Source organism: Luteimonas sp. A277 (genome assembly GCF_054052045.1).
In genome coordinates this window covers 209,119-233,785 of record NZ_JBSVRG010000004.1, presented here as the reverse complement: position 1 = coordinate 233,785, position 24,667 = coordinate 209,119, and the positions used below count along the sequence as shown (strand labels likewise).

Genomic DNA, 24,667 nt, shown 5'->3' with positions numbered 1-24,667 from the left:
CTGGAGCATGGCATTGGCGACCTCATCCACGGTGTACGTGGGCGCGGGCGATGGAGAGCATCGCTGAAAAAACGTGTGGCACGCCGTAGGTCTCCAGGATGCGCGGCCCGACCTCATCGATGAGGTTTTGTGCCGGTCCGGACTGTCCGGTTCCCGCCAGCGCTTCTGCCAATCCCAGGCTGGCGGAGATCACGATCGCGCCGGTTTCCCCGCCGGCGTGGATGCGGCCCATGTCGATCGCCGCCTGCAGGAGTGGAATGGCTTCCGCATGCCGGTCCAGCTGGATCAGGGTCTTGCCCAAGTTGTTCATCAACGCGGCCTTGGCCCCCGACGGGCCGTACAGCTCACGGCGCAGGGCGAGCGCTTCTTCCATGATCTTGACGGCAGATTCGGGACGGCTCAGCCGTGCTTCCGCGGCGGCCCAGTTGTTGAGGGTGTTGAGCGCGTCGGCGCTGCGATCCTCGCCGAGGGTCCGCCATAGTTCGTGCGCGTGCCGGAATTGCCGTGCAGCATCTTCCAGCCGGCCGGACTGGAAATAGGCAATGCCCAGGTTGTTCGCCAGCACCGCCGTCTGGTGGTGCACCTCGCCGGACATTTCGATCCGCTGGGGAAGGGCTTCTTCCAGCGTGCGCAGTGCCAGATCGACGTCACCATTGGCATGCTCAAGCTGCGATTGCAGCAGTCGACTTTCCAGCAGTTCGGAACCATAGCGACGGGGCTCGGCCTGCCAGAATGACTGTGCTTCCTGCAGCAGGCTCCAGGCGTCGTCGGTGCGGCTCTCACGAAAGCTGAGCTGGGCCAGGTCGTGCAAGGCCATGGCGCGCACGTCGGGCTGGGCGCCTGCGACGCCTTCCACGAGTCGATCAAGCAGTGGGCGGGCGCCGGTGTAATCGTTGATCTGGAAGAACAGTTCAGCCAGGGCCAGCGAGACATCCGCATAGGCAACGGGGTCGTCGCCGTAGTGCTGGCCCACCTGCATGGCAGCACGCTCCAGTACGTCCCGTGCAGTCATGTCGCCCTCGCCCTGCAGCTCGCCGGCGGCGCGGAACATCAGCATCATGTATTGGCGGACTGCGTCATTGCGTGCGATCTCGCGCCGGGCATGGTCGCGCTCCATGGCGGCTTCGCGGCCCTGCAGCACCACGCCGGTGACTCCCGCCGCAAGACTCACCAGGGCAACGCCCGCCAGCGCGAACGCAAGGCTGTGGCGGCGGAAAGCGCGTGCCAGCACGTAGCGGATGGTGGGTTTGCGGGCCTTGACCGGACGCTGCGCCAGATGGGCGCGGATGTCGTCAGCCAGTTCGTCGGTGGTGCGGTAGCGCTGGTCCGCCTGCGGTTGCAGCGCCTTGCGCACGATGTTGTCCAGATCCCCGCGCAGGGCCCGGGCGGCCGAGCCGCGCAGTCGACTGCTGGGCCGCGGTGGGTCCTGCAGTGACAGTCGCTCCAGCGCACGGATGAGGGGCATTCCGCCCAGCTGCCACGGACGCGCGTCGGTGAGCAGTTCAAACAGGATCACGCCCAGCGCGTATACGTCGGTGGCAGTGGAAATGGTGCCGCCATCGAGCTGCTCGGGAGCACAGTAGTCCGGAGATGCCCGGATCACCTGGGTGACATCGGCCGCTGCCTGCGCATCGGGCGACAGCTTCTTGGCAATGCCGAAGTCCAGCAACTTGAGCTGGCCGTCGCCGGTCACCAGCATGTTCCCCGGCTTCAGGTCGCGATGCACCACCAGGTGGCGGTGCGCATGGCCAACCGCATCGCAGGCCTGCAGCACCAGCTCCAGGCGCTGGCGCAGTGGCAGTGGCAGCCCGCGGGCGTATTCGTTCAGCGGCTGACCATCCACGTATTCCATGACCGCGTACGGCGTGCCCTGGTATTCGCTGCCATCCAGCAGATGTGCGATGGCGGGGTGTTCCAGACGCGCGAGGATGCGGCGCTCGGCGGCGAAGCGTGCGCGGTCCTTGTCGGACTCCATGCGCAGCATCAGCTTCAGCGCGGCGCGCTGCTCGAAGTCTTCGCCAGTGCGGGTGACCAGATACACCTCGCCCATGCCACCGCGGCCCAGCAAGGATTCAATGCGCCAGGGGCCCACCATGGTGCCTGGTGAAAGGATCGGCTTGGCGACAGCGGCACTGTCCGTCATCAAGGTTGGCGCATCGTCCTGGGCCAGCATGGCCAGCACCTCTTCGCGGATGGGCGCTTCCGGTTCCAGTGTCTCAAGTGTTGCCGCGCGCGCTGCGTGGGGCTTGTCCACCACTGCATCGAACAGCTCCCACACACGCTTCCAGCGCGTCGCGTCCATATTCCTTTCCCCCCGGAAACGCTGTGGAGTGGACGGAATACCAGCCTCCCCAGCCTGCTCCGTTCATCCGGAGTATAGCCAGCGCCATCCGGAGCGGCGCGAGGAAGATCCATTCCCGGACGTTGTACAGTTGCGCTAGTCAACGCAGACAGGACCAGCGCTGTGAATCCAGCCCTCGATACGGCGACAGGAAGCAGACCTGCCGGTGGGCAGGCGCCCGGCGTGGCGTCGGCCGAACAACGCGTGATTACGGCCTTGCTGGACCAGGGCAAGCTGAAGGAACCCGACCTTGCACGCGCGCAACGCCTGCATGATGAGGCCGGGGGCAGCCTGCTTGGCCTGCTCGGCAGGCTGGGGCTGATATCCGAACGTGACCATGCCGAGGCCTGTGCCGCCGTGTTGGGGCTGCGTCTGGTGGCGGGCAAGGAGCTTCCCGGCGAGCCGCCGGAGCTGATCGAGGGCGCGCAGCCGCTGTCACCACGGTTCCTGCGCCAGTTCCACGTGTGCCCGCTGGGCGAATCGCAGGCGCAACTCGTGCTGTGGATGGCCGATCCGTTCGATAACTACGCCATCCAGGCGGTGCATCTGGCCACCGGTTGCCAGGTGCAGCCGGTAGTGGGTGTGCGTTCGGAAATCGATGACCTGATCGAGCGCTGGTACGGCCAGGGCCGCAGCGCGATGGGCGCGATCGTGGAAACCGCCGATGGCGAGGCGGGCGACATGGACGACGTGGAGCACCTGCGCGACCTGGCCAGCGAAGCTCCGGTGATCCGACTGGTGAACCTGGTGATCCAGCGGGCGGTGGAGCTGCGCGCGTCCGACATCCATATCGAGCCGTTCGAGAACCGGCTCAAGGTCCGCTACCGGGTGGACGGGGTGCTGGTGGAAGGCGAGAGTCCGCCGGCCAACCTGACCGCCGCCGTGATCAGCCGGGTCAAGATCATGGCCCGGCTCAACATTGCCGAGCGGCGCCTGCCGCAGGACGGGCGGATCATGCTGCGGGTGCAGGGCAAGGAGCTGGACCTGCGCGTAAGCACGGTGCCGACCGCGCACGGCGAGAGCGTGGTGATGCGCCTGCTGGACCGCGAGACGGTGGTGTTCAACTTCGAGCGGCTGGGCTTTACCGATCAATTCCTGCCGCAGTTCCAGAAGGTGCTGGAGCAGCCGCACGGGATCCTTCTGGTCACTGGGCCGACCGGCTCGGGCAAGACCACCACCCTGTACACAGCGCTGTCCAAGCTCAACACGCCGGGCGTCAAGATCATCACGGTCGAGGATCCGGTTGAATACCAGATCGAGGGCATCAACCAGATCCAGGCCAAGCCGCAGATCGGGCTGGATTTCGCCAATGCGCTGCGCTCGATCGTGCGCCAGGATCCGGACATCATCATGATCGGCGAGATGCGCGATCTGGAAACCGCGCGCATCGCCATCCAGTCAGCGCTCACCGGCCACCTGGTGCTGAGCACGCTGCATACCAACAACGCCGCCGGCGGCATCAGCCGCATGCTCGACATGGGGGTGGAGGATTACCTGCTGACCTCCACCGTGAACGGGATCCTGGCCCAGCGCCTGGTGCGGCGGCTGGAGCCCACCCATGCGGAGCGCTATCCGGCCTCCGCGGAAGAGATCGAGAAGTTCGGCCTGCGGCGCTTCCAGCCGCACGGCGAGATCATGCTGTATCACCCGCGCCCGTCGGAGCTGACTTCGACCGGCTATCTGGGGCGGACCACGATCATGGAGTTCCTGGTCATGAACGACGAGCTGCGCCGGGCGGTGATGCGCCACGCCGGCATGGGCGAGATCGAACAGATCGCCCGCCAGCACGGCATGCGCACCATGTATGAGGATGGGATCGTCAAGGCGCTGGCCGGGGTGACCACCATCGAGGAAGTGTTGAGGGTCACGGAAGATGCATAGGGTTTTCCGGCTGCTGGCGGCAGCAATCATGGAGCTGCGCTTTTCCTTCTCCACCGAAACCACCTTGCGAAACATCAACCTCAGGCGCTGATGATGGCCCAGTACCGCTACAAGGCACTCAACGCGCGCGGCGAGACGCTCGACGGCGTGATGGAAGCCGCCAGCGAAGCTGAGGTGGTGCAGCGCCTGCAGGAGCAGGGGCACATGCCGGTCGAGGCGCGACCTGCAAGCGAGGGTGGCGGCCGCACAAACTGGCGCGCGCTGTTGCGGCCGAAGCCTTTCGCCGGCCAGCGGCTGGTGCAGTTCACCCAGCAGCTGGCGACCCTGCTGGCCGCGGGACAGCCGCTGGACCGGGCGCTGACCATCCTGCTGGACCTGCCGGAGGATGCAGCCGCCAAGCGCACCATCAGTGACATCCGCGATGCGGTGCGCGGCGGCAGCCCGCTGTCACAGGCGCTGGAGCGTCAGCATGGGGCGTTTTCGCGCCTGTACGTGAACATGGTCCGCGCGGGTGAGGCCGGCGGAACCCTGCATGAAACCCTGCAGCGGCTGGCCGATTACCTGGAGCGCAGCAGTGAGCTGCGTGGTCGGGTGATCAATGCGCTGATCTATCCGGCCATCCTGGTGGTGATGGTGGGCCTGTCGTTACTGTTCCTGCTGGGCTACGTGGTGCCGCAGTTCGCCGGCATGTATGAAAGCCTGGATGCGGACCTGCCCCTGTTCACCCGGCTGGTGCTGGGCGTGGGCGAGCTGGTGCGCGACTGGTGGCTGTTGATGCTGGCCGTGCCGCTGCTGGCCCTGCTGTGGTTCGACCGCAGGCTGCGTGATCCGGCGTTCCGCGCACGCTTCGACGGCTGGCTATTGGGTACCCGGATCGCCGGTCCGCTGGTGGCGCGGCTGGAAACCGCCCGGCTGGCGCGCACCCTGGGCACCTTGCTGAAGAATGGCGTGCCGCTGCTGGCGGCGCTGGGCATCGGCCGCAACGTGCTCGGCAACACCGCCTTGGCGGCCGATGTCGAAGCCGCGGCCGAAGAGGTCAAGGGCGGGGTGGGCCTGTCGTCGGCGCTGGGGCGGAACAAGCGTTTTCCGCGACTGGCGCTGCAGATGATCCAGGTCGGCGAGGAGTCCGGCGCGCTGGACTCAATGTTGCTCAAGACCGCGGATACTTTCGAACAGGAAACCGGGCAGGCGCTGGACCGCATGCTGGCGGCGCTGGTGCCGGTGGTTACCCTGCTGTTGGCCGGCATCGTCGGGGTGGTGATCCTGGCGGTGCTGGTTCCCATTTACGATCTCACCAATGTCATAGGTTGACTTATGAATTCCTATCGTTATTGCCGCAGGGCGGGTCGACATTTCATTTCTCCGGTCGGGCACGGTTTCGCGGACGGACGCCGGCAACCGGCGGGCCGCGCCGGCTCCCGGCGCACGGGGTCGCGGGAGCACGGCTTCAGCCTGATCGAAATCATCGTGGTGGTGGTGCTGATCGGCGGCATCGTGGCGTTTGCCGCCAGCCGCATCCTGGGCGGCGGCGACCGCGCCCGGGTCAACCTGGCCCAGGCCCAGGTGCAGACCCTGGTCGACAAGGTGGAAGGTTATGAGATGGATACCGGGACCCTTCCCGGCAGCCTCGGCGACCTGGTGGTGCAGCCTTCGGGAGTGAGCGGATGGCTGGGCCCGTATGCGACGCAGGGCGAGCTGAATGATCCCTGGAACACCCCGTTTGAATACCGGGTGCCGGGTGATGGCCGCCGTTTTGACATCGTCAGCTACGGTGCGGACCGCCAACCCGGCGGCGAGAGCGTCAACGCGGATATCAGCATCCGGCAGTAGCCGGGCCGGGAGCGTGGGATGGGCAGGCACGAGCGCGGGTTTTCACTGCTGGAAGTGATCGCGGTCGTGGCCCTGATCGCCATCGCCAGCCTGCTGGCGGTGGGCGTGCTGGGCGGGGGGCTGGAACGCCTGCAGATGCGCTCGGCGGCCAAGGACATCGCCGCCAATCTGCGCTTCACCCGCGCCCATGCTCTGGCCACCGGCACGCCGCAGCGCTTCAGCATCGATCCGGTGGCCCGTACCTGGCAGGCGCCGCGTGACCGCAGCGGACGGATTCCCGCGCGCATGGAAGTGGAATTCACCGGCGCCCGCGAAGCGCAGCTGCGCGGTGATGAAGGGGCTGTTGTGTTTTTCGACGACGGCGCTTCCACCGGCGGCCGGGTGCGGCTGGAATCCGGCGGCGCGCGCTGGGATATCGACGTGGCCTGGCTGACCGGGGAAGTGCGCATCCATCGGGGCCAGCGGTGAGGGGCCGGGCACGCCCGGGTTCCCGCCAGCGCGGCTACACCTTGATCGAAGTGCTGGTGGCCTTCTCCGTGCTGGCCCTGGCGCTGACCCTGTTGCTGGGTACGCTGTCGGGTGCCACCCGCCAGGTGCGCTGGTCGGCCGATGCCGGACGCGCGGCGCTGCACGCGCAGTCGCTGATCGCCCAGGCTGGCGTGGGCGAAGTGCTGCAGCCGGGCCGGCGCGAGGGCGAGCTGGATGCGGGGCGCTACCGCTGGACGCTTGAAGTGGCTCCGTGGGTGGATCCCGCCCAGCCGCCGCAGTTGCTTGAAGATGTCGCCGGTCCGCAGCTGATGGCGCTGCGGCTGCGTCTTGAATGGGGCGATGGCGGCCCGGCGCAGAGTCTGCAGGTGGATTCGCTGCGGCTGGTGCAACCGGACCCTGCGGGACGGTCGCTGTGAGCGGCCGGATGGCAATGACGACGCGGCACGCGCGCGGATTCACCCTGATCGAAGTGCTGGTGGCCACCGCGCTGCTGGCTGCCGGCCTTGCACTGGCCTTTGCCACCCTGCGCGCCGCCACCGCCACGGTGGAAAGGGGGGAGGTTCTGGTGGCCAGCAGCGAGCGGATCCGGGCCGTGGAGGGATTCCTGCGCAGCCGGCTGGCCTCGGCCCATGCGTTGACCTTTGAACATGACCTGGCCGGCCCGGACCCGGTGTATTTCATCGGTGGGCGGGACCACATGCTGTTTGTCAGCGATGTGCCGGCGTATCTGGGTCATGGGGGGCCGGCGCTGCATGAGGTGGTCGCCGTCCGGGATCGTGACGGGCTGCGGCTGGAGGTCTCCTTCGCCACCGTCCTTGCGGGGCAGGTGTTCCGCGACGAGCCGGCGCGTCCACCCGAGTTGCTGGCCGGTCAGCTGGCCAACGTGCGTTTCAGCTATCGCGGCCCTGATGCGCAGGGCGGGATGACCGACTGGCTGGATGAATGGCCCGATCCGCAGCGGCTTCCGCTGCTGGTCCGCATCGAAGTGGAAGGCGAGCGCGAGGGTGCATGGCCGACCCTGGTGGTGGCCCCTTTTCAGGCCCAGGGCCAGGGATACCCGGGAGGACGGCGACGTTGAGCAGAAGGCGGACCCCCAGCATCCAGCGCGGCGCAGCGCTGCTGCTGGTGATGTGGCTGGTGGCGCTGCTGGCGGCCCTGGTGGGGGCGTTCGCATTCTCGGCGCGGATCGAACAGATCCAGGGCCGTGTGCTGTATCGCGGCGTGGTGGCGGAGCAGGCGGCGAGGGCGGGGCTGGAATACGCCATGCTGCGGCTGGCCGATCGCGACCCGCTGACCGCCTGGCTGCCGGATGGGCGCCCGTACGACTGGGAGTTCGCCGGCATGCCGGTGCAGGTGCGGATCGTCGACGAGCGCGGCAAGATCGACCTCAACGTGGCCGACCAGACCCTGCTTGCGGCCCTGATGGTGGCGCTGGGAACGGATGAGGTCGAAGCGCAGGTGCTGGCCGCGGCGATTGAAGACTGGCGTGACGAGGACGACCTGGGACAGCTGGTGGGCGCCGCCGAAGCCCCCCAGTACGCGGCGGCCGGATTGCCATACGGGCCGAGGAACGCGTGGTTCGAAACTGTTTCTGAACTGGAACTGGTACTCGGCATGCCCGCCGACCTGGCAGCGCGCATGGCTCCGCACGTGACCGTGCACAATGCCACGCCGGTTCCCGACCAGCGCTGGGCCAGCGGCCCGGTCCTGCAGGCCATGGGTTTGGACCCGGAAATCGTAGAGGCAATGCGCGAGCCCGACCCCATGCTTGCGCCTGACCAGGGCTTCGTCGCAGGCGGCAGCGGAACGTATAGTATCGACAGCCTCGCGCGCCTGCCTGACGGGCGCCGGGCGCGATTGCAGGCAGTGGTGCGGGCGGGGGGGACCGCCCTGCCCGGTGCGGCCTATGTTTCCCTGCGCTGGAAGGAGGGCGCTTCGGCACCCGATGACTGATGCCGACCACATCGCTTCGCCCCCGACGCCCCCGTCGCCCCCGTCGTTGATCCAGCGGCTGTGGCGCGAAGGGGGAAGCCGCCTGGGACCGTGGCTGGGGTTCTGGTTGTGGTGGGGCCGCGCGCTGGCGACCTGGGTGCCGGCCCGGCTGCGCGCGCTGCTGGGCCTGGATGGCCGCCGGCTGCTGCTGCGGCATGCAAGTGATGAACTTTCGCTGGTGCTCGAACACAGCGAAGGGGAGCCGGAGCTGGCCCGCCTGCCGTGGGTTGCTGCCGACGCCGATGGCGGCGCCGCCATCCTGAATACGTTGCTTCCAGCCCAGCTGTCGGCGCTGCCGCGCTGGCTGGTGCTTCCGGCCGGCACCGCCCTGCGACGCCCGATGACGGTGCCCATCGCCGCTGCCGACCGGCTGCGTGAGGTGCTGGGTTTCGAGATCGACCGGCAGACGCCGTTCGCGTCCAATGAGGTGTGTTTCGATGCGCGCTTGATCCGCCGCCGCAGCGATGGCCAGCTGGATGTCGAGCTGGTGGTGGTGCCGCGCGCGGCCTTCGATGCCGCCATCGCCGCGCTGGGCGGTGCCGGTACCGGCCTGGCGGGAGTGGACCTGGACGATGACGACGATTCGCCGCTGGGCATCAACCTGTTGCCGGAAGCCGCGCGCGAACACCGCGCCGATCCCTGGCGGCGCTGGAACCTTGCCTTGGCCACACTGGCGGTGCTGGCAGTGGCCAGCGCCATGTGGATGGTCCTGGACAATCGCCGCCAGGCGGCGGATGAGTTCGAGCAGGCATCGCAGCAGCTGATCGCCCAGGCCCGCCAGGCGTCGGATCAGCGCCGCCAGGTCGCCGACCACATCGAAGGCATGCAATACCTGGACGAGCTGCGTGCCGCGCAGCCGTCCATGGTCGAGATCCTCGACGAGCTGAGCCGCCTGTTGCCGGACAGCACCTACCTGGAAAAGCTGGCGGTCGAGAACGGCCGCCTGCTTCTGATTGGCCAGAGCACCGAGGCCTCGGCCCTGGTGCAGCAGCTCGGAGACTCGGAGCTGTGGCACTCGCCCGCCCTGGCCGGCGCGCTGCAGCCGGATCCACGCAGCCGCCGCGACCGCTTCACCCTCACCGCTGAAGTCGCATCCACTCCAGGCCCCGTTGCCCCGGCCGCTGCCGATACATCAGGAGGCGCCAATGCGCAGCCCGATCCCTGAGCGCGAGCGCTGGCTGGCGCTGGGCATCCTGGTCCTGCTGCTGGGGCTGGGATACCTGCTGCTGGTGCACCCGTGGTGGACGCGACCGATGCAGGAAGTGGGCGCGCGGATCGATTCGCTGCAGCAGCGCGACCTGCGCGCGCGCATGGCCCTTTCGCAGCAGCCGCAGGTGCTGGAGCTGCTGCAGGCGCAGCGGGAACAGGCCCTGCGCCGGCCCGGTTTCATGACCGAGACAAGCCCGGAGCGCGCCACCGCGGCGCTGGTGCAGCAGCTGGAAACCGTGGTTGCCGAGGCCAGCCCCGGCAACCGCAGCTGCGCCATCATCAACCGCTCGCCAATGACCGATGTCCGCCAGCAGCGCTTCCCGCGGGCGGTGGTGCAGGTGCGCCTGCACTGCGGCGGAGCGGAGCTGGCCACGATCCTGCACGGACTGGAAAGCGGCACGCCGCGGCTGTTCGTGGAGAATTTGAACCTGCTGACCCACCAGCTGGGCGGGGTGCGGCTGGAAGAGGGGCGGGGCGCGGGGCTGGATGTCACCTTCGACCTGATCGGCTACCTGCGGCCGCTGCCCGGAGCTGGCCATGCGGATTGAAGAGGCCGGCGCCAGGACCTGGCTGCTCGGAGCCGTCGCACTGTGGGCGGTCTGTACCTGGGCGCTGGCCGCATTCGGCCTCGGCGGACGGGTGGAACCGCTGCCGGAAGATCCAGCCCTGCTGCAGCCGCTGCCGCAGGCTGGCAGCCCCATCGACGACGGCCTGGGCCCGCTGCCCCAGTATTCGGCCATCCGCGATCGCGCGCTGTTCGAAGAGGACCGCACGTACCGTCCCTTCGTGCTGGAAGGCGCGGCGGACGGTGATGTCCAGGACAACGGCTTCGATGTGGTCCTGACCAGCGTGTTGATCACACCGCGCCTGGAAATGGCGATCGTGCAGCCGCGCGAGGGTGAGGGCGAGGCGCTCAGCTTCCGCCTGGGCGAGTCTTCACCGCTGGCACCGGACTGGACGCTGACTTCGCTCAGCCCGCGCAGCGCCGTCTTCAACGGCCCGGACGGCGAGCTCAGGCTCGAGCTGCGGGTGTTCGACGGCATCGGCGGGGAGCCACCCACCCCGATGGACGGTGGGGAACCACCGGAAGAAGCGTCGGCCGAGGCCACCACTCCGGAGCGCGAGCCGGTTCGCCGCGGTGCTCCGGCCACCGGCGTGATCGCCGAAACCGGCGCGGGCAACGAGGCCAGCGACCGCAACGAACAGGCGGAAGCCATTCGGCGCCGCATCGAGGCGAGGCGCGCGCGCCTGCGCGAGCAGCAACCATCGTCGTCGCCCACGCCGCAGCAGCAGAATCCTTAGAGTGCATCCCATGAAGCCATCCGTCCTGTCCAAAGCAGCACTGGCCGCCCTGCTCACCACCCTGCTGGCCGCCTGCGCCACGCCGGTGCCGCATATGCAACGCGGTGGCACCGCGGGCATGCCCGAGCCGGTGATCCGCAGCAGCATCGAGTCCGAGCCGCTGGAGGAATCCGGCCCGCCCCAGGCGCAGCTGCGCTATGGCAGCGGACACACCATCAACCAGTCCGCCGCCAGCGCCCCCCGACCCGGCCTGGCCGCGACCAGCGGCGAGTCCACGTTCAATTTCGAAGGCGCGCCCGTGCACGCGGTGGTCAAGGCGATTCTGGGCGACATGCTGGGACAGAACTACGTGATTGCTCCCGAAGTACAGGGCACGGTGACCCTGGCGACGCCGCGCCCGGTGAGCGCTTCGGGCGCCTTGAGCATGCTTGAGATGGTGCTGGGCTGGAACAACGCCCGCATGATCTACAGCGATGGCCGCTACAACATCGTGCCGGCCGAAGGCGCGATGGCCACCGGTACCGTGGCCCCGCGCACCGGTGCCGCGGTGGATGCGCGCGGCTTCGAGGTGCGCACCGTGCCGCTGCGCTACATCTCGGCCACCGAGATGGAAAAGGTGCTCGAGCCCTACGCGCGGCCGGACGCCATCGTCAGCGCAGACAACGCACGCAACGTGATCACCGTGTCAGGCAGTCGCGCGGAGCTGGAGAACTACCTGCGCACCATCGAAATCTTCGACGTGGACTGGTTGGCGGGCATGTCGGTGGGCGTGTTCCCGCTCGAGTCCGGGCGCGCCTCGGAGGTGGTCAGCGACCTGGAGACCGTGTTCGGCGAGGACAGCGGCTCCCCGGTGGCGGGCATGTTCCGCTTCATGCCGCTCGATGGCGCCAACGCGATCATGGTGATCACCCCGCAGCCGGCCTATCTGGGCGAGGTGCAGCGCTGGCTGGAGCGGATCGACAGCGCCGGGCGCGATGCGCGGCTGTATTCCTACGAACTCAAATACATCAAGGCCATGGACCTGGCCGACCGCCTGGCCGAGGTGTTCGGTGCCGGTGGCGGGCGGATGGACGATGGCAGCGCCTCGCTGATGCCGGGCCTGCAATCAAGCAGCCTGCGCAGCAGCGGCGTGGGCGGACGCGGTAGCAGCCTGCCGGTGGGTGGCGGCGAGTTTGGCGACGACTCCCGGCGCCGCGGTGGCGTGGACTCTCAGGGTCGGCGGGGCGGTATGGCCAACGGCGGCCAGCTGCAGCTGGATGAAGCGGGCCCGGGATCGGGCAGCGTGACCCTGGAGGTCGACGGCGACCAGGTCGGCGTATCCGCGCTGGAAGAGACCAATACCCTGCTGGTGCGGGCCACCTCGCAGGCGTGGAAATCGATCCGCGAAGTGGTCGAACGCATGGACGTGATGCCCATGCAGGTGCACATCGAGGCGCAGGTGGTCGAGGTGGCGCTGGACGGCGTGCTGGAATACGGCGTGAACTGGTTCTTCGAGCGTGCGGTGACCGATGTCGGGCTGCCGAACGCGGTCAACCGTACTACCTGGAGCACGCTGGCCGGCAACGTGACCGGCACGACGACCGGCGCCGGGGCGGCGGGGCTGGGCTGGACCTTCCTCGGCCGCAATGCGGCCGCGATCATCTCGGCGCTGGACGAGGTAACCGACCTGCGCCTGCTGCAAACCCCTTCGGTATTCGTGCGCAACAACGCCGAGGCCGAGCTCAACGTGGGCAGCCGCATCCCGGTCAACTCGGTCTCCATCAACCCGGGCATGGGCAGCGACACTGCCTTGTCCCAGGTGCAGTACCTGGATACCGGCATCATCCTCAAGGTGCGTCCGCGGGTGACCCAGGACGGCATGGTGTTCCTGGATATCGCCCAGGAAGTCAGCTCGCCGCTGGGCGAGGTGGACGAGCGCGGCAACGTACGCATCGATACCCGCTACCTCAAGACCGAAGCCGCGGTGCAATCGGGCGATACGGTGATGTTGGCCGGGCTGATGAGCGAGGGCTCGGTGCGTGGGTCCACCGGCGTGCCGGGGCTGAGCCGGATCCCGATATTCGGCAGCCTGTTCGGCCAGCAGCGGATCCGCAACGAGCGCAGCGAGGTGATCATCCTGCTGACCCCGACGATCGTGCGCAATCCGCTGGAGGCGCGCCGGCTGACCGATGAGTACGGTCGTCGCTTCCGTGCCATGGAGCCGATGTACGAGCGCGAGGCCGCTGAGGCAGCCGAGGCCGCGCGCGCCGCGACGCCGCCCAGCGACGACTGAGTCGGGCTGGTGTCCGGACTGCCGGTTGTCCTGCTGCCGCTGGGGACTGATGACGATGCGCTGGATGCCTGCCTGGCCGCGCTGGATGCGGGTACGCCCGCAGGGACGCGGGTGTGGCTGGCAGATGACGCGTGCGCGGGGCCGCGGGGATTGGCGATCGTGGAACGGTGGCTGGCCGGCACCCGCCTGCGTGCGGACTACAGTCGCCGCCAGCGCGGCATTGGTGAAGCAGGGCACCTGGGTGAAGCGCTGAAGGCCTGCGGTGATGCCGATGTGGCGGTGCTGGCCCCCGACGCGGTCCCGGCGCCGGGCTGGCTGGAGGAGCTGGCAGCCTGCTTCCAGCGCGATGCCGCGGTGGCCACGGCCACGCCCTGGTGCAATGCCGGAGAGGCGGCGGCCTGGCCCCGCATCGGAAAGATCGATCCGATTCCGCCCGACCTGGACCGCCTCGGCGAAGCCTGCGCTCAGCTGCCGCCGCTGTATCCGGAGCTGCCCTCGGCCGTCGGCCACGCGGTGTTGCTGCGCGGCAGCGCCCGCCAGCGGGCCGGCGGGCTGGATGGGTCCAGCTACCGCTCCTGGTATGCAGCGCTGATCGACCTGTCGCTGCGGCTGTCGGGTCTGGGCTGGCGCAACGTGCTGTGTGAGAGGGCTTTCGTGGCCCGCGGTGGAGAGGGCGGGCTGGGCGATGGAGATATGCAGGCACTGGCCTCGCGCTGGCCGGACTGGCATCCGCGGCTGGCCGGTTTCATCATGCGTGATCCGCTGCAGCAGACCCGCGCACGGCTGCAGGCGGCGCTCGCCGAGCTGGCGGCGCTGCCGCCGCAGCGTGAACTGTTTGCCGGACTTGAAGCAGCCGTCGAGGGTGGGAACGGGGAAGAATGAGCTTGCAAAACGACGGGCGTGAATGCGCCGATGCGGTCGCCGCCGTGGTGGTCACTTACCAGAGCGCTTCAACGATCGACGAATGCCTGCAGCAACTGCGGGCGGCGGAGTCCGTGGTCGCCGTGCGGGTGGTCGACAACGGTTCCAATGACGGAACCATGGCAATCGTGCAGCGGCACGCTGCCGCCGACCAGCGGGTGCGTTTCATCGCCAATCCGGACAACCCGGGGTTCGCCGTGGCCTGCAACCAGGGCGTGGCGGCAGCGGGTGAGGAGGGCGGCAGCTGGGTGGCCATGGTCAATCCCGATTTGATGGTGGAGCCGGATACGTTTGCGCGGATGACTGCCCTGGCGTGGCGACATGGCGGACAGGCGGGCGGGAACGGGCTGCCACGGGTGCTGCTGGGGGCGGATCTGGTCGGAGAGGATGGCGCGCGGGATCCTGCGGCGCGGCGGCGTGAGCCGGACTTTGTCGCCATGCTCCGCGGCGTGCTGGGCGGCGGCAGTACCGCCACCACAATGGCCATCACCCCGGATGACAGCCAGCCGCTGCAGCCGGTGCAGGCGATATCGGGTGCGCTGATGCTGATGCCGCGCGCGCTGTATGAGGAGCTGGGCGGGTTTGACGAAGGCTACCGCCTGCACGCCGAGGATCTCGATCTGTGCCGGCGCGCGCGTGAGGCCGGGGCGTTTATTGCCGTGGCCAATCCTGCGCGGGTGATACACGTGCGCGGGGTGTCGAGCCGTTCGCGGCCGGTGTTCGTGGAGTGGAACAAGCATCGCGGCCTGGGCCGCTACTTCAGGCGATTTGAAGCGCCGAAGCGCTCGCTGCCGGTGCGCCTGGCGGTGTATGCGATCATCTGGGCCCGTTTCCCCATTGCCGTATTGCGGGCCGTCAGCCGCTCGCAGGGCGGAGCCTGAAGCACCGGCGAGTCCGACGGCGCAGCCGCTGACAAGGCCGCCGCGGGGCCCATCCGAGGACGCCATGCCGGTCATTGAATCGCTGCTCGATACCGATCTCTACAAGCTCACCATGATGCAGGCGGTGCTGCACCAGCATCCCGGTGCGCATGCGGTGTACCGCTTTCGCTGCCGTACACCGGACGTTGATCTGACCCGTCACATGGACGCGATTTCGGCAGAGATCGATGCGCTGTGCAATCTCCGCTTCACCCCGGCGGAATTGGACTACCTGGCCGGGCTGCGCTTCATGAAGCCCGATTTCATCGATTTCCTCGGCCTGTTCCGATTGGATCGCAAGTACGTCTCACTGCGCCGCTCGGATTCGGAGCAGGGCGGGATCGAGCTGGAAGTCACCGGGCCGTGGCTGCACACGATCATGTTCGAGGTGCCCTTGCTGGCCATCATCAGCGAGCTGCACATGGCCCACGGTGCCGGGCCGGAAGTGCGGGTGGAGGGACTGCGCCGCTTGCGCGACAAGGCCGCCCAGCTGCGCGAAGCGGTCGGCTTTGAGGACTGCCGCATCACCGATTTCGGCACCCGCCGGCGCTACTCGCGCGCATGGCACGGCGAAGTGGTGGAGATTCTGGCCGAAGAGCTGGGGCCGAAATTCGCCGGTACCAGCAACCTGGACCTGGCGCGCCGGCTGGACATCAATCCGCAGGGCACCATGGCCCACGAGTGGCTGCAGGCGTTCCAGGCGCTGGGCCCGCGGCTGCGCGATTCGCAGAGCGCAGCCTTCGACAATTGGGCGCGCGAATACCGGGGTGACCTCGGCATCGCGCTGACCGACGTGATCGGATTGGATGCCTTCCTGCGTGATTTCGACCTGTATTTCTGCAAGCTGTTCGACGGCATGCGCCATGACTCCGGCGACCCGTTCGAATGGGGCGAGCGCATGATCGCCCACCTGCAGGGTTACCGGCTTGATCCGAACACCAAGGTGCTGGTGTTCAGCGACGGCCTGGACATGGATCAGGTGATGCGCCTGTACGCGCGTTTTCGCGGGAGGACGAAGATGTCGTTCGGCATCGGCACCAACCTCACCAACGACCTGGGCGAGACGCCGCTGAGCATCGTGATGAAGATGGTCCGCTGCAACGGCCAGCCGGTGGCCAAGCTCAGCGACTCGCCGGGAAAGACCATGTGTGATGATTCCGGCTACCTGACCTACCTGCGCCAGGTGTTCCAGGTGGCCTGACGCGGATACGGATACGGAAGCGGCCGGCGCCGGGGTCATATGGTACCGCCGGCTATGCCCACGGGCTGTACGGTATCGCCCGTGTAGGAGCGGGCAGTCCAGACGGTCCAGGCAGACCAAGCGGGTCAGGCGGAGCGGAAGCGGTTGATGGCGTCGCGCAGGTCGCGGGCGGCCGCGGCGGCGGCTTCGGCGTAATCGTCACCGGCGGAGGCATAGAGGATGGCGCGCGACGAGCTGATCACCAGCCCGGTGCCATCGTCGCTGCGGGCATTGCGCACCACCGCCTCCACATCGCCGCCCTGCGCGCCCACGCCGGGCACCAGCAGCGGCATGTCGGAACCGACAATTGCGCGCACTTCGCGCAGCTGCTCGGGCCAGGTGGCACCCACCACCAGGGCGCAGTTGCCATTGCCGTTCCAGTCGCGGGCGATGGTTTCAGCGACGTGCTGGTACAGCGGGCGCTCCCCGCCATCCGCGCCGCGGACCGGCAGGTCCTGCAGGTCGGCGGCGCCAGGGTTGGAGGTGTGGCACAGGATCACCACGCCGCGGTCGGCGCGGTCGAGGAAGGGCTGCAGCGAATCCCGGCCGAGGTACGGGTTGGCGGTGACCGCGTCTGCGCCGTAGCGGTCGAAGGCCTCGGCGGCGTAGTGCTGTGCGGTCGAGCCGATGTCGCCGCGCTTGGCGTCCAGGATCACCGGCACGGCCGGATGCGCCTGGTGCAGGTGCGTGATCAGCCGCTGCAGCGCGTCTTCGGCGCCGAGCGCGGCGAAGTGCGCGATCTGCGGCTTGAACGCGCAGGCGAACTCCGCAGTCGCATCGGCGATGTCGCGGCAGAAGTTGAACACCGCGTCCGGGTCACCGGTGAACCGGACAGGGAACTTCGCCGGCTCCGGGTCCAGGCCAATGCACACCAGGGTGTTGGCGGTGTGCCAGCGATTGCGCAACTTGTTGATGAAGGACATGTCTGGTTCCCCGTGGTTGCCGATCGCCGTTACTCCGCGTTCGCGTGAGCCCATGGACCCCGGAATTCCGGGGGTCGACGATCCCGCGAAGCCGTGGCCGTCGGGGGCCACGGCAGATGCGTCACTTCAGCGCCTTGAACCGCAGCCGCTTCGGGCCCGCGTCGTCACCGAGGCGACGCTTCTTGTCTTCCTCGTACTCGCGGTAGTTGCCCTGGAAGAACTCCACGTGCGAGTCGCCTTCGAACGCCAGGATATGGGTGGCGACGCGGTCAAGGAACCAGCGGTCATGGCTGATCACGAAGGTGTTGCCGGGGAACTCCAGCAGCGCGTCTTCCAGGGCGCGCAGGGTTTCCACGTCGAGGTCGTTGGACGGTTCGTCCAGCAGCAGCACGTTGCCGCCCTGCAGCAGGGTCTTGGCCATGTGCAGCCGGCCGCGCTCACCGCCCGACAGCGTGCCCACCATCTTCTGCTGGTCCTGGCCCTTGAAGTTGAAGCGGCCCAGGTAGGCGCGCGACTGGATCTCGATGCCGTTGATATTGAGGATGTCGGCGCCGCCGGAGACTTCCTGGAAGACGTTGTGGTTGCCCTCCAGCTTGTCGCGGCTCTGGTCCACGTAGGCGATGTCGACCGTCGGGCCCATTTCGATCGTGCCCGAGTCAGGCTTCTCCTGGCCGGTGATCATCTTGAACAGGGTCGACTTGCCGGCGCCGTTGGGGCCGATGATGCCGATGATCGCCCCGGGCGGGACGATGAAGCTCAGGTCGTCGATCAGCAGGCGGTCGCCAAAGCTTTTGGAGACGTTCTTGAACTCCATCACCTTGGTGCCCAGGCGCTCGCCCGGCGGGATGAAGATCTCGTTGGTTTCCTGGCGCTTCTGGTAGTCGACCGACTGCAGTTCCTCGATCCGGGACAGGCGGGCCTTGCCTTTGGAACGGCCGCCCTTGGCGTTGCTGCGTGCCCACTCCAGCTCTTTCTGGATCGCTTTCTGGCGCGCCTTTTCCGAAGACTCCTCGCGCTTGAGCCGGTCTTCCTTCTGCTCCAGCCACTGGGTGTAGTTGCCCTTCCACGGAATGCCGCGGCCGCGATCCAGCTCCAGGATCCATTCGGCGGCGTTGTCGAGGAAGTAGCGGTCATGGGTGACTGCCACCACGGTGCCGGTGTAGCGGGCCAGGAACTGCTCCAGCCATTCCACCGATTCGGCGTCCAGGTGGTTGGTGGGCTCGTCCAGCAGCAACATGTCTGGCTTCTGCAGCAGCAGCTGGCACAGCGCCACGCGGCGCTTCTCGCCGCCGGACAGCTTGCCGATCACCGCGTCCCAGGGCGGCAGGCGCAGCGCGTCGGCGGCCACTTCCAGCTGCTGTTCCAGGGTGTTGGCGTCGCCGCTGGCCAGGATTGCCTCCAGCCGCTCCTGCTCCTTGGCCAGGGCGTCGAAGTCTGCGCCTTCCTCGGCGTAAGCGGCATACACCGCGTCCAGCGCAGCCTGCGCCTGGAACACTTCGCCCAGGCCCGCCTCGACCGCCTGGCGCACGGTGTGCTCCGGATCCAGCTGTGGCTCCTGGGCCAGGTAGCCGACCTTGATCCCGGCCTGCGGGCGCGCCTCGCCTTCGAAATCGGTATCCACGCCGGCCATGATCCGCAGCACCGTGGACTTGCCGGAGCCGTTCAGGCCCAGCAGGCCGATCTTGGCGCCGGGGAAGAAGCTGAGCGAAATGTCCTTGATGATCTGCCGCTTGGGCGGCACCACCTTGGACACCTTGTTCATGGTGTAGATGTATTGCGACATTGGGGGGCTCCGCAAGCGAAAACCGGCCCGTGTTAAGACGGACCGGGAAATGGTGTCAGGATCTGGACATTATAACTGGGGTCGGGCCGCAGGTATCACAACCGGGCCGATCGCGGCCGGGCGGGCGCCGCCCGCAGCGGCCGAAAAGCTACAATCAGTCCATTCCCCCCGCCCCGACCAGGAGAAGTTGAATGTTTCCCAAAGACGCGCGCATCGAAGGTTACGACCCGGAGCTGGCCGCGGCCATCGCGGATGAGGGTCGGCGGCAGGAGGACCATGTCGAGCTGATCGCTTCGGAAAACTACGCCAGCCCGCGGGTGATGGAAGCGCAGGGGTCGAAGCTGACCAACAAGTACGCGGAAGGCTATCCGGGCCGGCGCTACTACGGTGGCTGCGAGTACGTGGACGTAGCCGAGCAGCTGGCGATCGACCGCATCAAGGAGCTGTTTGGCGCCGACTATGGCAACGTGCAGCCGCACTCGGGTTCGCAGGCCAACCAGGCGGTGTACCTGTCGATGCTCTCGCCGGGCGACACCATCCTGGGCATGTCGCTGGCGCACGGCGGCCATCTGACCCACGGCGCCAAGCCCAATATCAGCGGCAAGCTGTTCAACGCCGTGCAGTACGGCGTGGACGACGCCGGGCTGATCGACTACGACGAGGTCGAGAAGCAGGCGGTCGAGCACAAGCCGAAAATGCTGATCGCCGGGTTTTCCGCCTACTCGCAGGTGATCGACTGGGCGCGCATGCGCGCTATCGCCGACAAGGTTGGCGCGATCTTCTTCGTCGACATGGCCCACGTGGCCGGGCTGATCGCCGCCGGCGTGTATCCCAACCCGGTGCCGCACGCGCACGTGGTCACCTCCACCACCCACAAGACCCTGCGCGGACCGCGCGGCGGCATCATCGTCGCCAGCCGCGAAGGCGCGGGCGAGATGTACGACGACATGTGCAAGAAGCTGCAGTCGATCGTGTTCCCGGGCCTGCAGGGTGGGCCGCTGATGCACGTGATCGCGGCCAAGGCGGTGGCCTTCAAGGAGGCGCTGGAGCCGGAGTTCAAGACCTACCAGCAGCAGGTGGTGAACAACGCCCAGGCCATGGCGAAGACGATCATCGAGCGCGGCTACCGGATCGTGTCCGGCGGCACCGAGAACCACCTGATGCTGGTGGACATGATCGGCAAGGGCATCACCGGCAAGGCCGCCGAGGAGGCGCTGGGCCGGGCCCACATCACGGTCAACAAGAACGCGGTGCCGAACGATCCGGAGAAGCCGTTCGTCACTTCGGGCCTGCGTATCGGCACGCCGGCAGTGACAACCCGCGGCTACAACGAGCAGGACTGCGTGGATCTTGCCAACTGGATGTGCGATGTGCTGGACGCGCCGGCGGATGAGGAAGTCATCGCCCGGGTGCGTGACCAGGTCACCGCGCAGTGCCGCAAATATCCGGTGTACGGCTGATCCCGCCCGGCGGGCCTGATGCACTGCCTCTTCTGCCAGCACGTTGATACCCGGGTGATCGACTCGCGCGCCTCGGAGGATGGGGCCACCATCCGCCGCAGGCGTGAGTGCGAGGCCTGTGGCGAGCGCTTCTCCACCCTGGAGACCATCGAGCTCAAATTGCCTGCGGTGATCAAGAGCGATGGCCGCAGGGAGGCGTTTGAAACGCGCAAGTTGCGGCAGAGTTTCGACCGGGCGCTACACAAGCGCCCGGTGCCGGAAGAGCAGGTGGAAGCGTCGGTGCGGGCAGTGGTGCATCAGCTGCGCATGACCACTGAACGCGAGGTGCCGTCGCGGCGGATCGGCGAGTTCGTGATCGCTGAGCTGCGCAAGCTCGACCATATCGGCTTCGTGCGCTTCGCCTCGGTGTACCGCTCGTTCCAGGACGTGGCCGATTTCCGCCACGAGCTGGACCGGCTGGAGCGCGAGCTGCCTGACGAAGGCCAGCTGCCGCTGCCGGGAGTAGGGGGCGAAGTTCTACCTGCCGACCCCGGTGCCGCCAAGGGGCGCAAGCGCTGAGGGCACGCGCCGCACCGCAATGACCTTTCTGATCCGGGGCAAAAGGCTGTTTCCATGACCAATCAATTCAGTGCGATCGACCACGAGATGATGGCGCGCGCGCTGCGCCTGGCCGAGCGCGGCCTGTACACCACCAAGCCCAATCCGATGGTGGGCTGCGTGCTGGTCCGCGACGGTGAAGTGGTGGGGGAAGGCTGGCACCAGCGCCAGGGCGAGGCGCACGCCGAGGCGCTGGCCCTGGAGGCCGCCGGCGAGCGCGCCCGGGGCGCCACCGCCTACGTGACCCTTGAACCCTGCGCCCATACCGGACATACCGGCCCGTGCGCTGATGCGCTGGTGGCCGCGGGCGTGGTGCGGGTGGTGGCGGCCATGCGCGATCCTTTCCCGCAGGTGGACGGCAAGGGTTTCGGGCGTCTCCAGGCCGCCGGGATCGAAACCGTCTCAGGACTGATGGAAGCGCAGGCGCGCGAGCTCAACATCGGCTTTGTTTCCCGCATTGAGCGGGGTCGTCCCTGGGTGCGGGTGAAGCTGGCGATGAGCCTGGACGGGCGCACCGCGCTGGCCAGCGGCGAATCCAAGTGGATCACCGGCGAGGCCGCGCGGGTGGACGGCCATCGCTGGCGCGCCCGTGCCGGCGCCATCCTTACCGGCGCCGGCACCATCCTGGCCGACGATCCGCAGCTGACCGTGCGCCTGGGTGATGACACGCCGTTCGTGGCGCCCATCCGCGTGGTGCTGGATCCGGGCCTGGCCACGGTGGCCCGCGGCCGGGTGCGCGAGGGCGATGCGCCCACCCTGTACCTGCACGCCCCCGACGTAAAGCCGCCGCGCGACATGTCTGCGCCCCGGGCGGCGGTGCCGATGAACAACGGCATGCTGGACCTGAACGCCGTGCTGCAGCTGCTGGTGGAGCGCGGGGTCAACGAGGTGCACGTGGAAGCCGGCGCCACCCTGGCCGGGGCGCTGCTGTCGGCGGGGCTGGTGGATGAGCTGCTGCTCTATGTGGCCCCGGTGCTGTTGGGCGACAGTGCACGGCCGCTGTTTGCCGGGCTGAAGGTGGAAGACATGGCCCACCGCTACTGCCTGCGCGCCGCCGAGACCCGCAAGCTCGGCGACGACCTGCGCATCCGCCTGCGGCCCGTGCCGCAAGGCGGGCCCTGAGCTCCTACGCCCGGGGGGGCTGCGGGCGGAACGCGGCGTTCCGGGCCGGGCGTCGGGCTCGGATGGTAGAATTCCGCTGCCGGTTCGCCGGCACTCAAACCAACCAGAAACGTCTTCAGGGCGGGGTGGAAGTCCCCACCGGCGGTAGGCGCGGCGGCCGGAACGGCGTCCCGCAAGCCCGCGAGCGCCTGTGGTGCAAACCGCAGGGTCAGCAGATCCGGTCCAATGCCGGAGCCGACGGTCCGGGAAGCGGCGGTGGGCAATGCCCGGCACCGGTTCCCCACAGTCCGGATGAAAGAAGACCATTCGTGCGGCCGTGAGCCGCGCGCGTGTCCTGCGCCCGGGACGTTTTTCGCCACCAATGCGGGAAACGCCATGTCCTGTTCCATCTTCTCCAGTGTTTTCATTGCGCCCCGTCCGGGCGGGCAGGGGTGCGCCTGATGTTCACCGGAATCATCGAGGGAGTCGGCCGCCTGGCTGCCCGGGAACCGCGCGGCGGCGATGTGCGCCTGGTGGTGGAGGCCGGCACCCTTCCGTTCGAAGCGGTGCAGCTGGGCGAGAGCATCGCCGTCAACGGTGTCTGCCTGACCGTGGTGGCGTTCGACGCGGCCTCGTTCCAGGCCGATGTGTCCAACGAAACCCTGGCGCTGACCACCCTGGGCGGACTGTCGCAGGGTGCCGCGCTGAACCTTGAGCGCGCCATGCGGCCGGATGACCGCCTGGGCGGGCACCTGGTCAGCGGTCATGTGGACGGCGTGGGGCACGTGGACCGGATTGAACCGGACGCCCGCGCCCAGCGCTGGCGCTTCACCGCACCGCCCGCCGTGCTCCGCTATGTGGCCATGAAGGGCTCGATCTGCGTGGACGGCGTCAGCCTGACCGTCAACGGCGTGGACGATTCCGGCTTTGAAGTGGCACTGGTTCCGCACACCGTGGAGCACACCCGTTTTTCCAGCACCGGCATCGGCGATCCGGTCAATCTGGAGGTGGACCTGATCGCCCGCTACGTCGAGCGCCTGATGTCCGCCCCGCAGCCTCCCCCGTAGGAGCGCGCCATGCGCGCGAAACCGCGTGACGCCTGGCATTGAAGCGTGCCGTCGGCCACCGCGCAGGTTTCGACGCCTCGGCATGCCGCCCGGATTCACGCGACTTCGCGCGCATGGCGCGCTCCTACGAATGATCCGCCAGCGTGCCCCAGCCCCCGGGCCCACGATCCCCCTTAACGACCCGACTCGAGACCTGATATGCCCTTCTCCCCGATCCCTGAACTGCTAGAAGAACTCCGCGCCGGCCGCATGGTCGTCATCGTCGACGACGAAGACCGCGAGAACGAGGGTGACCTGATCATGGCCGCCGAACTGGTGCGGCCTTCCGATATCAACTTCATGGTCACCCACGCCCGCGGCCTGGTGTGCCTGTCGCTGACCCGCGAGCGCTGCGCCCAGCTGGGCCTGCCGCCGATGGTGCGTGACAACACTTCCTCGCACCACACCAACTTCACCGTCAGCATCGAGGCGGCCGAGGGCGTGACCACCGGCATTTCCGCCTACGATCGCGCCCACACCGTGCGCACCGCGGTCAAGCCCAACGCTGTGCCGGCCGACCTTGCCCAGCCGGGCCACATCTTCCCGCTGGCTGCGCAGCCGGGCGGAGTGCTGAACCGCGCTGGCCACACCGAGGCTGCCGTAGACCTGGCCATGCTGGCGGGCCTTGAGCCGGCTGGCGTGCTGGTCGAAATCCTCAACCCCGACGGCACCATGGCCCGGCGCCCGGAGCTGGAAGTGTTCGCCCGCGAACACGGCCTCAAGATGGGCTCGATCGAAGAGCTGATCCGCTACCGCCTGGCCACCGAGCACACCGTGCAGCGGATGGACGATCGTGAGATCCAGACTCCTCATGGTCCATTCCGGCTGGTGACCTACCGCGACCAGCTCAGCCACGGGCTGCACTTTGCCCTGGTGCGTGGCACCCCCGATCCGGAACATGTCGCGCTGGTGCGGGTGCAGCCGCTGAACCAGCTGGCTGACGCGCTGCACTGGCAGCGGGCCGATTTCGGCCCCAGCGTGGGCGGGGTGCTCGAGTTGCTGGCCGCCGAGCCGAGCGGCGCGCTGGTACTGCTGGAAGAGCGCGCCGATGCCGATGCGCTGCTGGCGCGCATCCGCCAGACCCCGGAGCCATCGGGCACAACGCGTGGCAGCGACCTGACCGAGTGGCGCCGCAACGGTGCCGGCAGCCAGATCCTGTCGGACCTGGGCTTTGGACGCCTGCGCGCAATGGGCACCGCACGCAAGCAGGTGGGGCTGCCGGGCTTCGGTCTGGAGGTGGTTGAATACGTGGATCCGGCATAACCGGAACCCATGCCGCCGCCGGCCCCGGCCGGCCCAT

At 68.1% G+C, this 24,667-nt stretch carries 22 protein-coding genes and 1 riboswitch; of the genes, 19 read left to right on the top strand and 3 right to left on the bottom strand.

Annotated elements, in window-relative coordinates:
- Nucleotides 1-22: 22 nt before the first annotated feature.
- A complete protein-coding gene (locus tag ACW7G2_RS06010; protein ID WP_456973717.1) occupies nucleotides 23-2,302 on the bottom strand; it encodes a protein kinase domain-containing protein in 2,280 nt (759 codons plus the stop codon).
- 222 nt (nucleotides 2,303-2,524) lie between these two features.
- Between ACW7G2_RS06010 and gspE the strand changes: the two genes are divergently transcribed.
- From gspE to pncB, 14 genes are all read left to right on the top strand, one after another.
- Nucleotides 2,525-4,222: a type II secretion system ATPase GspE gene (gspE, locus tag ACW7G2_RS06005; protein WP_456973761.1), complete on the top strand. Its 1,698-nt coding sequence runs from the start codon at nucleotides 2,525-2,527 to the stop codon at nucleotides 4,220-4,222.
- Between the two features lie 93 nt (nucleotides 4,223-4,315).
- Complete coding sequence (gene xpsF, locus ACW7G2_RS06000) at nucleotides 4,316-5,533, top strand: type II secretion system protein XpsF (protein WP_456973715.1); 1,218 nt, start codon at nucleotides 4,316-4,318, stop codon at nucleotides 5,531-5,533.
- Between the two features lie 141 nt (nucleotides 5,534-5,674).
- Nucleotides 5,675-6,052 carry a type II secretion system protein GspG gene (locus ACW7G2_RS05995; RefSeq protein WP_456973759.1) on the top strand — a complete coding sequence of 126 codons (378 nt, stop codon included), beginning with the start codon at nucleotides 5,675-5,677 and terminating at the stop codon, nucleotides 6,050-6,052.
- Nucleotides 6,053-6,070: 18 nt separating this feature from the next.
- Entirely contained in the window at nucleotides 6,071-6,520 is a 450-nt protein-coding gene (gene xpsH / locus ACW7G2_RS05990; RefSeq protein WP_456973713.1) for a type II secretion system protein XpsH, read from the top strand.
- Complete coding sequence (xpsI, locus tag ACW7G2_RS05985; RefSeq protein ID WP_456973711.1) at nucleotides 6,517-6,957, top strand: type II secretion system protein XpsI; 441 nt, start codon at nucleotides 6,517-6,519, stop codon at nucleotides 6,955-6,957. Before xpsH ends, xpsI begins: the two co-directional genes overlap by 4 nt.
- 14 nt (nucleotides 6,958-6,971) lie before the next feature.
- The gene (locus ACW7G2_RS05980; protein WP_456973709.1) at nucleotides 6,972-7,619 is read left to right on the top strand and encodes a prepilin-type N-terminal cleavage/methylation domain-containing protein; all 648 of its coding nucleotides are present in this window, start codon (nucleotides 6,972-6,974) and stop codon (nucleotides 7,617-7,619) included.
- A gap of 50 nt (nucleotides 7,620-7,669) precedes the next feature.
- Complete coding sequence (locus ACW7G2_RS05975; RefSeq protein ID WP_456973757.1) at nucleotides 7,670-8,494, top strand: general secretion pathway protein GspK; 825 nt, start codon at nucleotides 7,670-7,672, stop codon at nucleotides 8,492-8,494.
- A complete protein-coding gene (locus tag ACW7G2_RS05970) occupies nucleotides 8,487-9,698 on the top strand; it encodes a PilN domain-containing protein (protein ID WP_456973707.1) in 1,212 nt (403 codons plus the stop codon). Before ACW7G2_RS05975 ends, ACW7G2_RS05970 begins: the two co-directional genes overlap by 8 nt.
- Nucleotides 9,679-10,290: a type II secretion system protein GspM gene (gspM, locus tag ACW7G2_RS05965; protein ID WP_456973705.1), complete on the top strand. Its 612-nt coding sequence runs from the start codon at nucleotides 9,679-9,681 to the stop codon at nucleotides 10,288-10,290. The genes ACW7G2_RS05970 and gspM overlap by 20 nt, the downstream gene beginning before the upstream one ends.
- Nucleotides 10,280-11,044 carry a hypothetical protein gene (locus ACW7G2_RS05960; RefSeq protein ID WP_456973703.1) on the top strand — a complete coding sequence of 255 codons (765 nt, stop codon included), beginning with the start codon at nucleotides 10,280-10,282 and terminating at the stop codon, nucleotides 11,042-11,044. The genes gspM and ACW7G2_RS05960 overlap by 11 nt, the downstream gene beginning before the upstream one ends.
- A 10-nt stretch (nucleotides 11,045-11,054) precedes the next feature.
- The gene (gene gspD / locus ACW7G2_RS05955) at nucleotides 11,055-13,316 is read left to right on the top strand and encodes a type II secretion system secretin GspD (RefSeq protein WP_456973701.1); all 2,262 of its coding nucleotides are present in this window, start codon (nucleotides 11,055-11,057) and stop codon (nucleotides 13,314-13,316) included.
- Nucleotides 13,317-13,322: 6 nt separating this feature from the next.
- On the top strand, nucleotides 13,323-14,198 hold the full coding sequence (locus ACW7G2_RS05950) for a glycosyltransferase family 2 protein (RefSeq protein ID WP_456973755.1): 876 nt from the start codon (nucleotides 13,323-13,325) through the stop codon (nucleotides 14,196-14,198).
- The gene (locus ACW7G2_RS05945; RefSeq protein WP_456973699.1) at nucleotides 14,195-15,118 is read left to right on the top strand and encodes a glycosyltransferase family 2 protein; all 924 of its coding nucleotides are present in this window, start codon (nucleotides 14,195-14,197) and stop codon (nucleotides 15,116-15,118) included. The genes ACW7G2_RS05950 and ACW7G2_RS05945 overlap by 4 nt, the downstream gene beginning before the upstream one ends.
- A gap of 64 nt (nucleotides 15,119-15,182) precedes the next feature.
- A complete protein-coding gene (gene pncB / locus ACW7G2_RS05940; RefSeq protein WP_456973697.1) occupies nucleotides 15,183-16,358 on the top strand; it encodes a nicotinate phosphoribosyltransferase in 1,176 nt (391 codons plus the stop codon).
- Between the two features lie 125 nt (nucleotides 16,359-16,483).
- On the opposite strand, the gene pyrF is transcribed toward pncB, so the two are convergent.
- Both pyrF and ettA read right to left on the bottom strand, forming a co-directional pair.
- Entirely contained in the window at nucleotides 16,484-17,320 is an 837-nt protein-coding gene (gene pyrF, locus ACW7G2_RS05935; RefSeq protein WP_456973695.1) for an orotidine-5'-phosphate decarboxylase, read from the bottom strand.
- Nucleotides 17,321-17,441: 121 nt separating this feature from the next.
- Nucleotides 17,442-19,103, bottom strand: a complete 1,662-nt coding sequence (gene ettA, locus ACW7G2_RS05930; RefSeq protein ID WP_456973693.1) for an energy-dependent translational throttle protein EttA — start codon at nucleotides 19,101-19,103, stop codon at nucleotides 17,442-17,444.
- Nucleotides 19,104-19,294: 191 nt separating this feature from the next.
- On the opposite strand from ettA, the gene glyA reads away from it, so the two are divergent.
- From glyA to ribB, 5 genes are all read left to right on the top strand, one after another.
- On the top strand, nucleotides 19,295-20,563 hold the full coding sequence (gene glyA / locus ACW7G2_RS05925) for a serine hydroxymethyltransferase (RefSeq protein WP_456973691.1): 1,269 nt from the start codon (nucleotides 19,295-19,297) through the stop codon (nucleotides 20,561-20,563).
- An 18-nt stretch (nucleotides 20,564-20,581) separates the two neighbouring features.
- Complete coding sequence (gene nrdR / locus ACW7G2_RS05920; RefSeq protein ID WP_456973689.1) at nucleotides 20,582-21,121, top strand: transcriptional regulator NrdR; 540 nt, start codon at nucleotides 20,582-20,584, stop codon at nucleotides 21,119-21,121.
- Nucleotides 21,122-21,175: 54 nt separating this feature from the next.
- Entirely contained in the window at nucleotides 21,176-22,282 is a 1,107-nt protein-coding gene (gene ribD, locus ACW7G2_RS05915; RefSeq protein WP_456973687.1) for a bifunctional diaminohydroxyphosphoribosylaminopyrimidine deaminase/5-amino-6-(5-phosphoribosylamino)uracil reductase RibD, read from the top strand.
- 107 nt (nucleotides 22,283-22,389) lie between these two features.
- Nucleotides 22,390-22,589: riboswitch (FMN riboswitch) on the top strand.
- Between the two features lie 133 nt (nucleotides 22,590-22,722).
- On the top strand, nucleotides 22,723-23,328 hold the full coding sequence (locus ACW7G2_RS05910; RefSeq protein WP_456973685.1) for a riboflavin synthase: 606 nt from the start codon (nucleotides 22,723-22,725) through the stop codon (nucleotides 23,326-23,328).
- Nucleotides 23,329-23,526: 198 nt separating this feature from the next.
- A complete protein-coding gene (gene ribB / locus ACW7G2_RS05905) occupies nucleotides 23,527-24,630 on the top strand; it encodes a 3,4-dihydroxy-2-butanone-4-phosphate synthase (protein WP_456973683.1) in 1,104 nt (367 codons plus the stop codon).
- The last annotated feature ends 37 nt before the right edge of the window (nucleotides 24,631-24,667 follow it).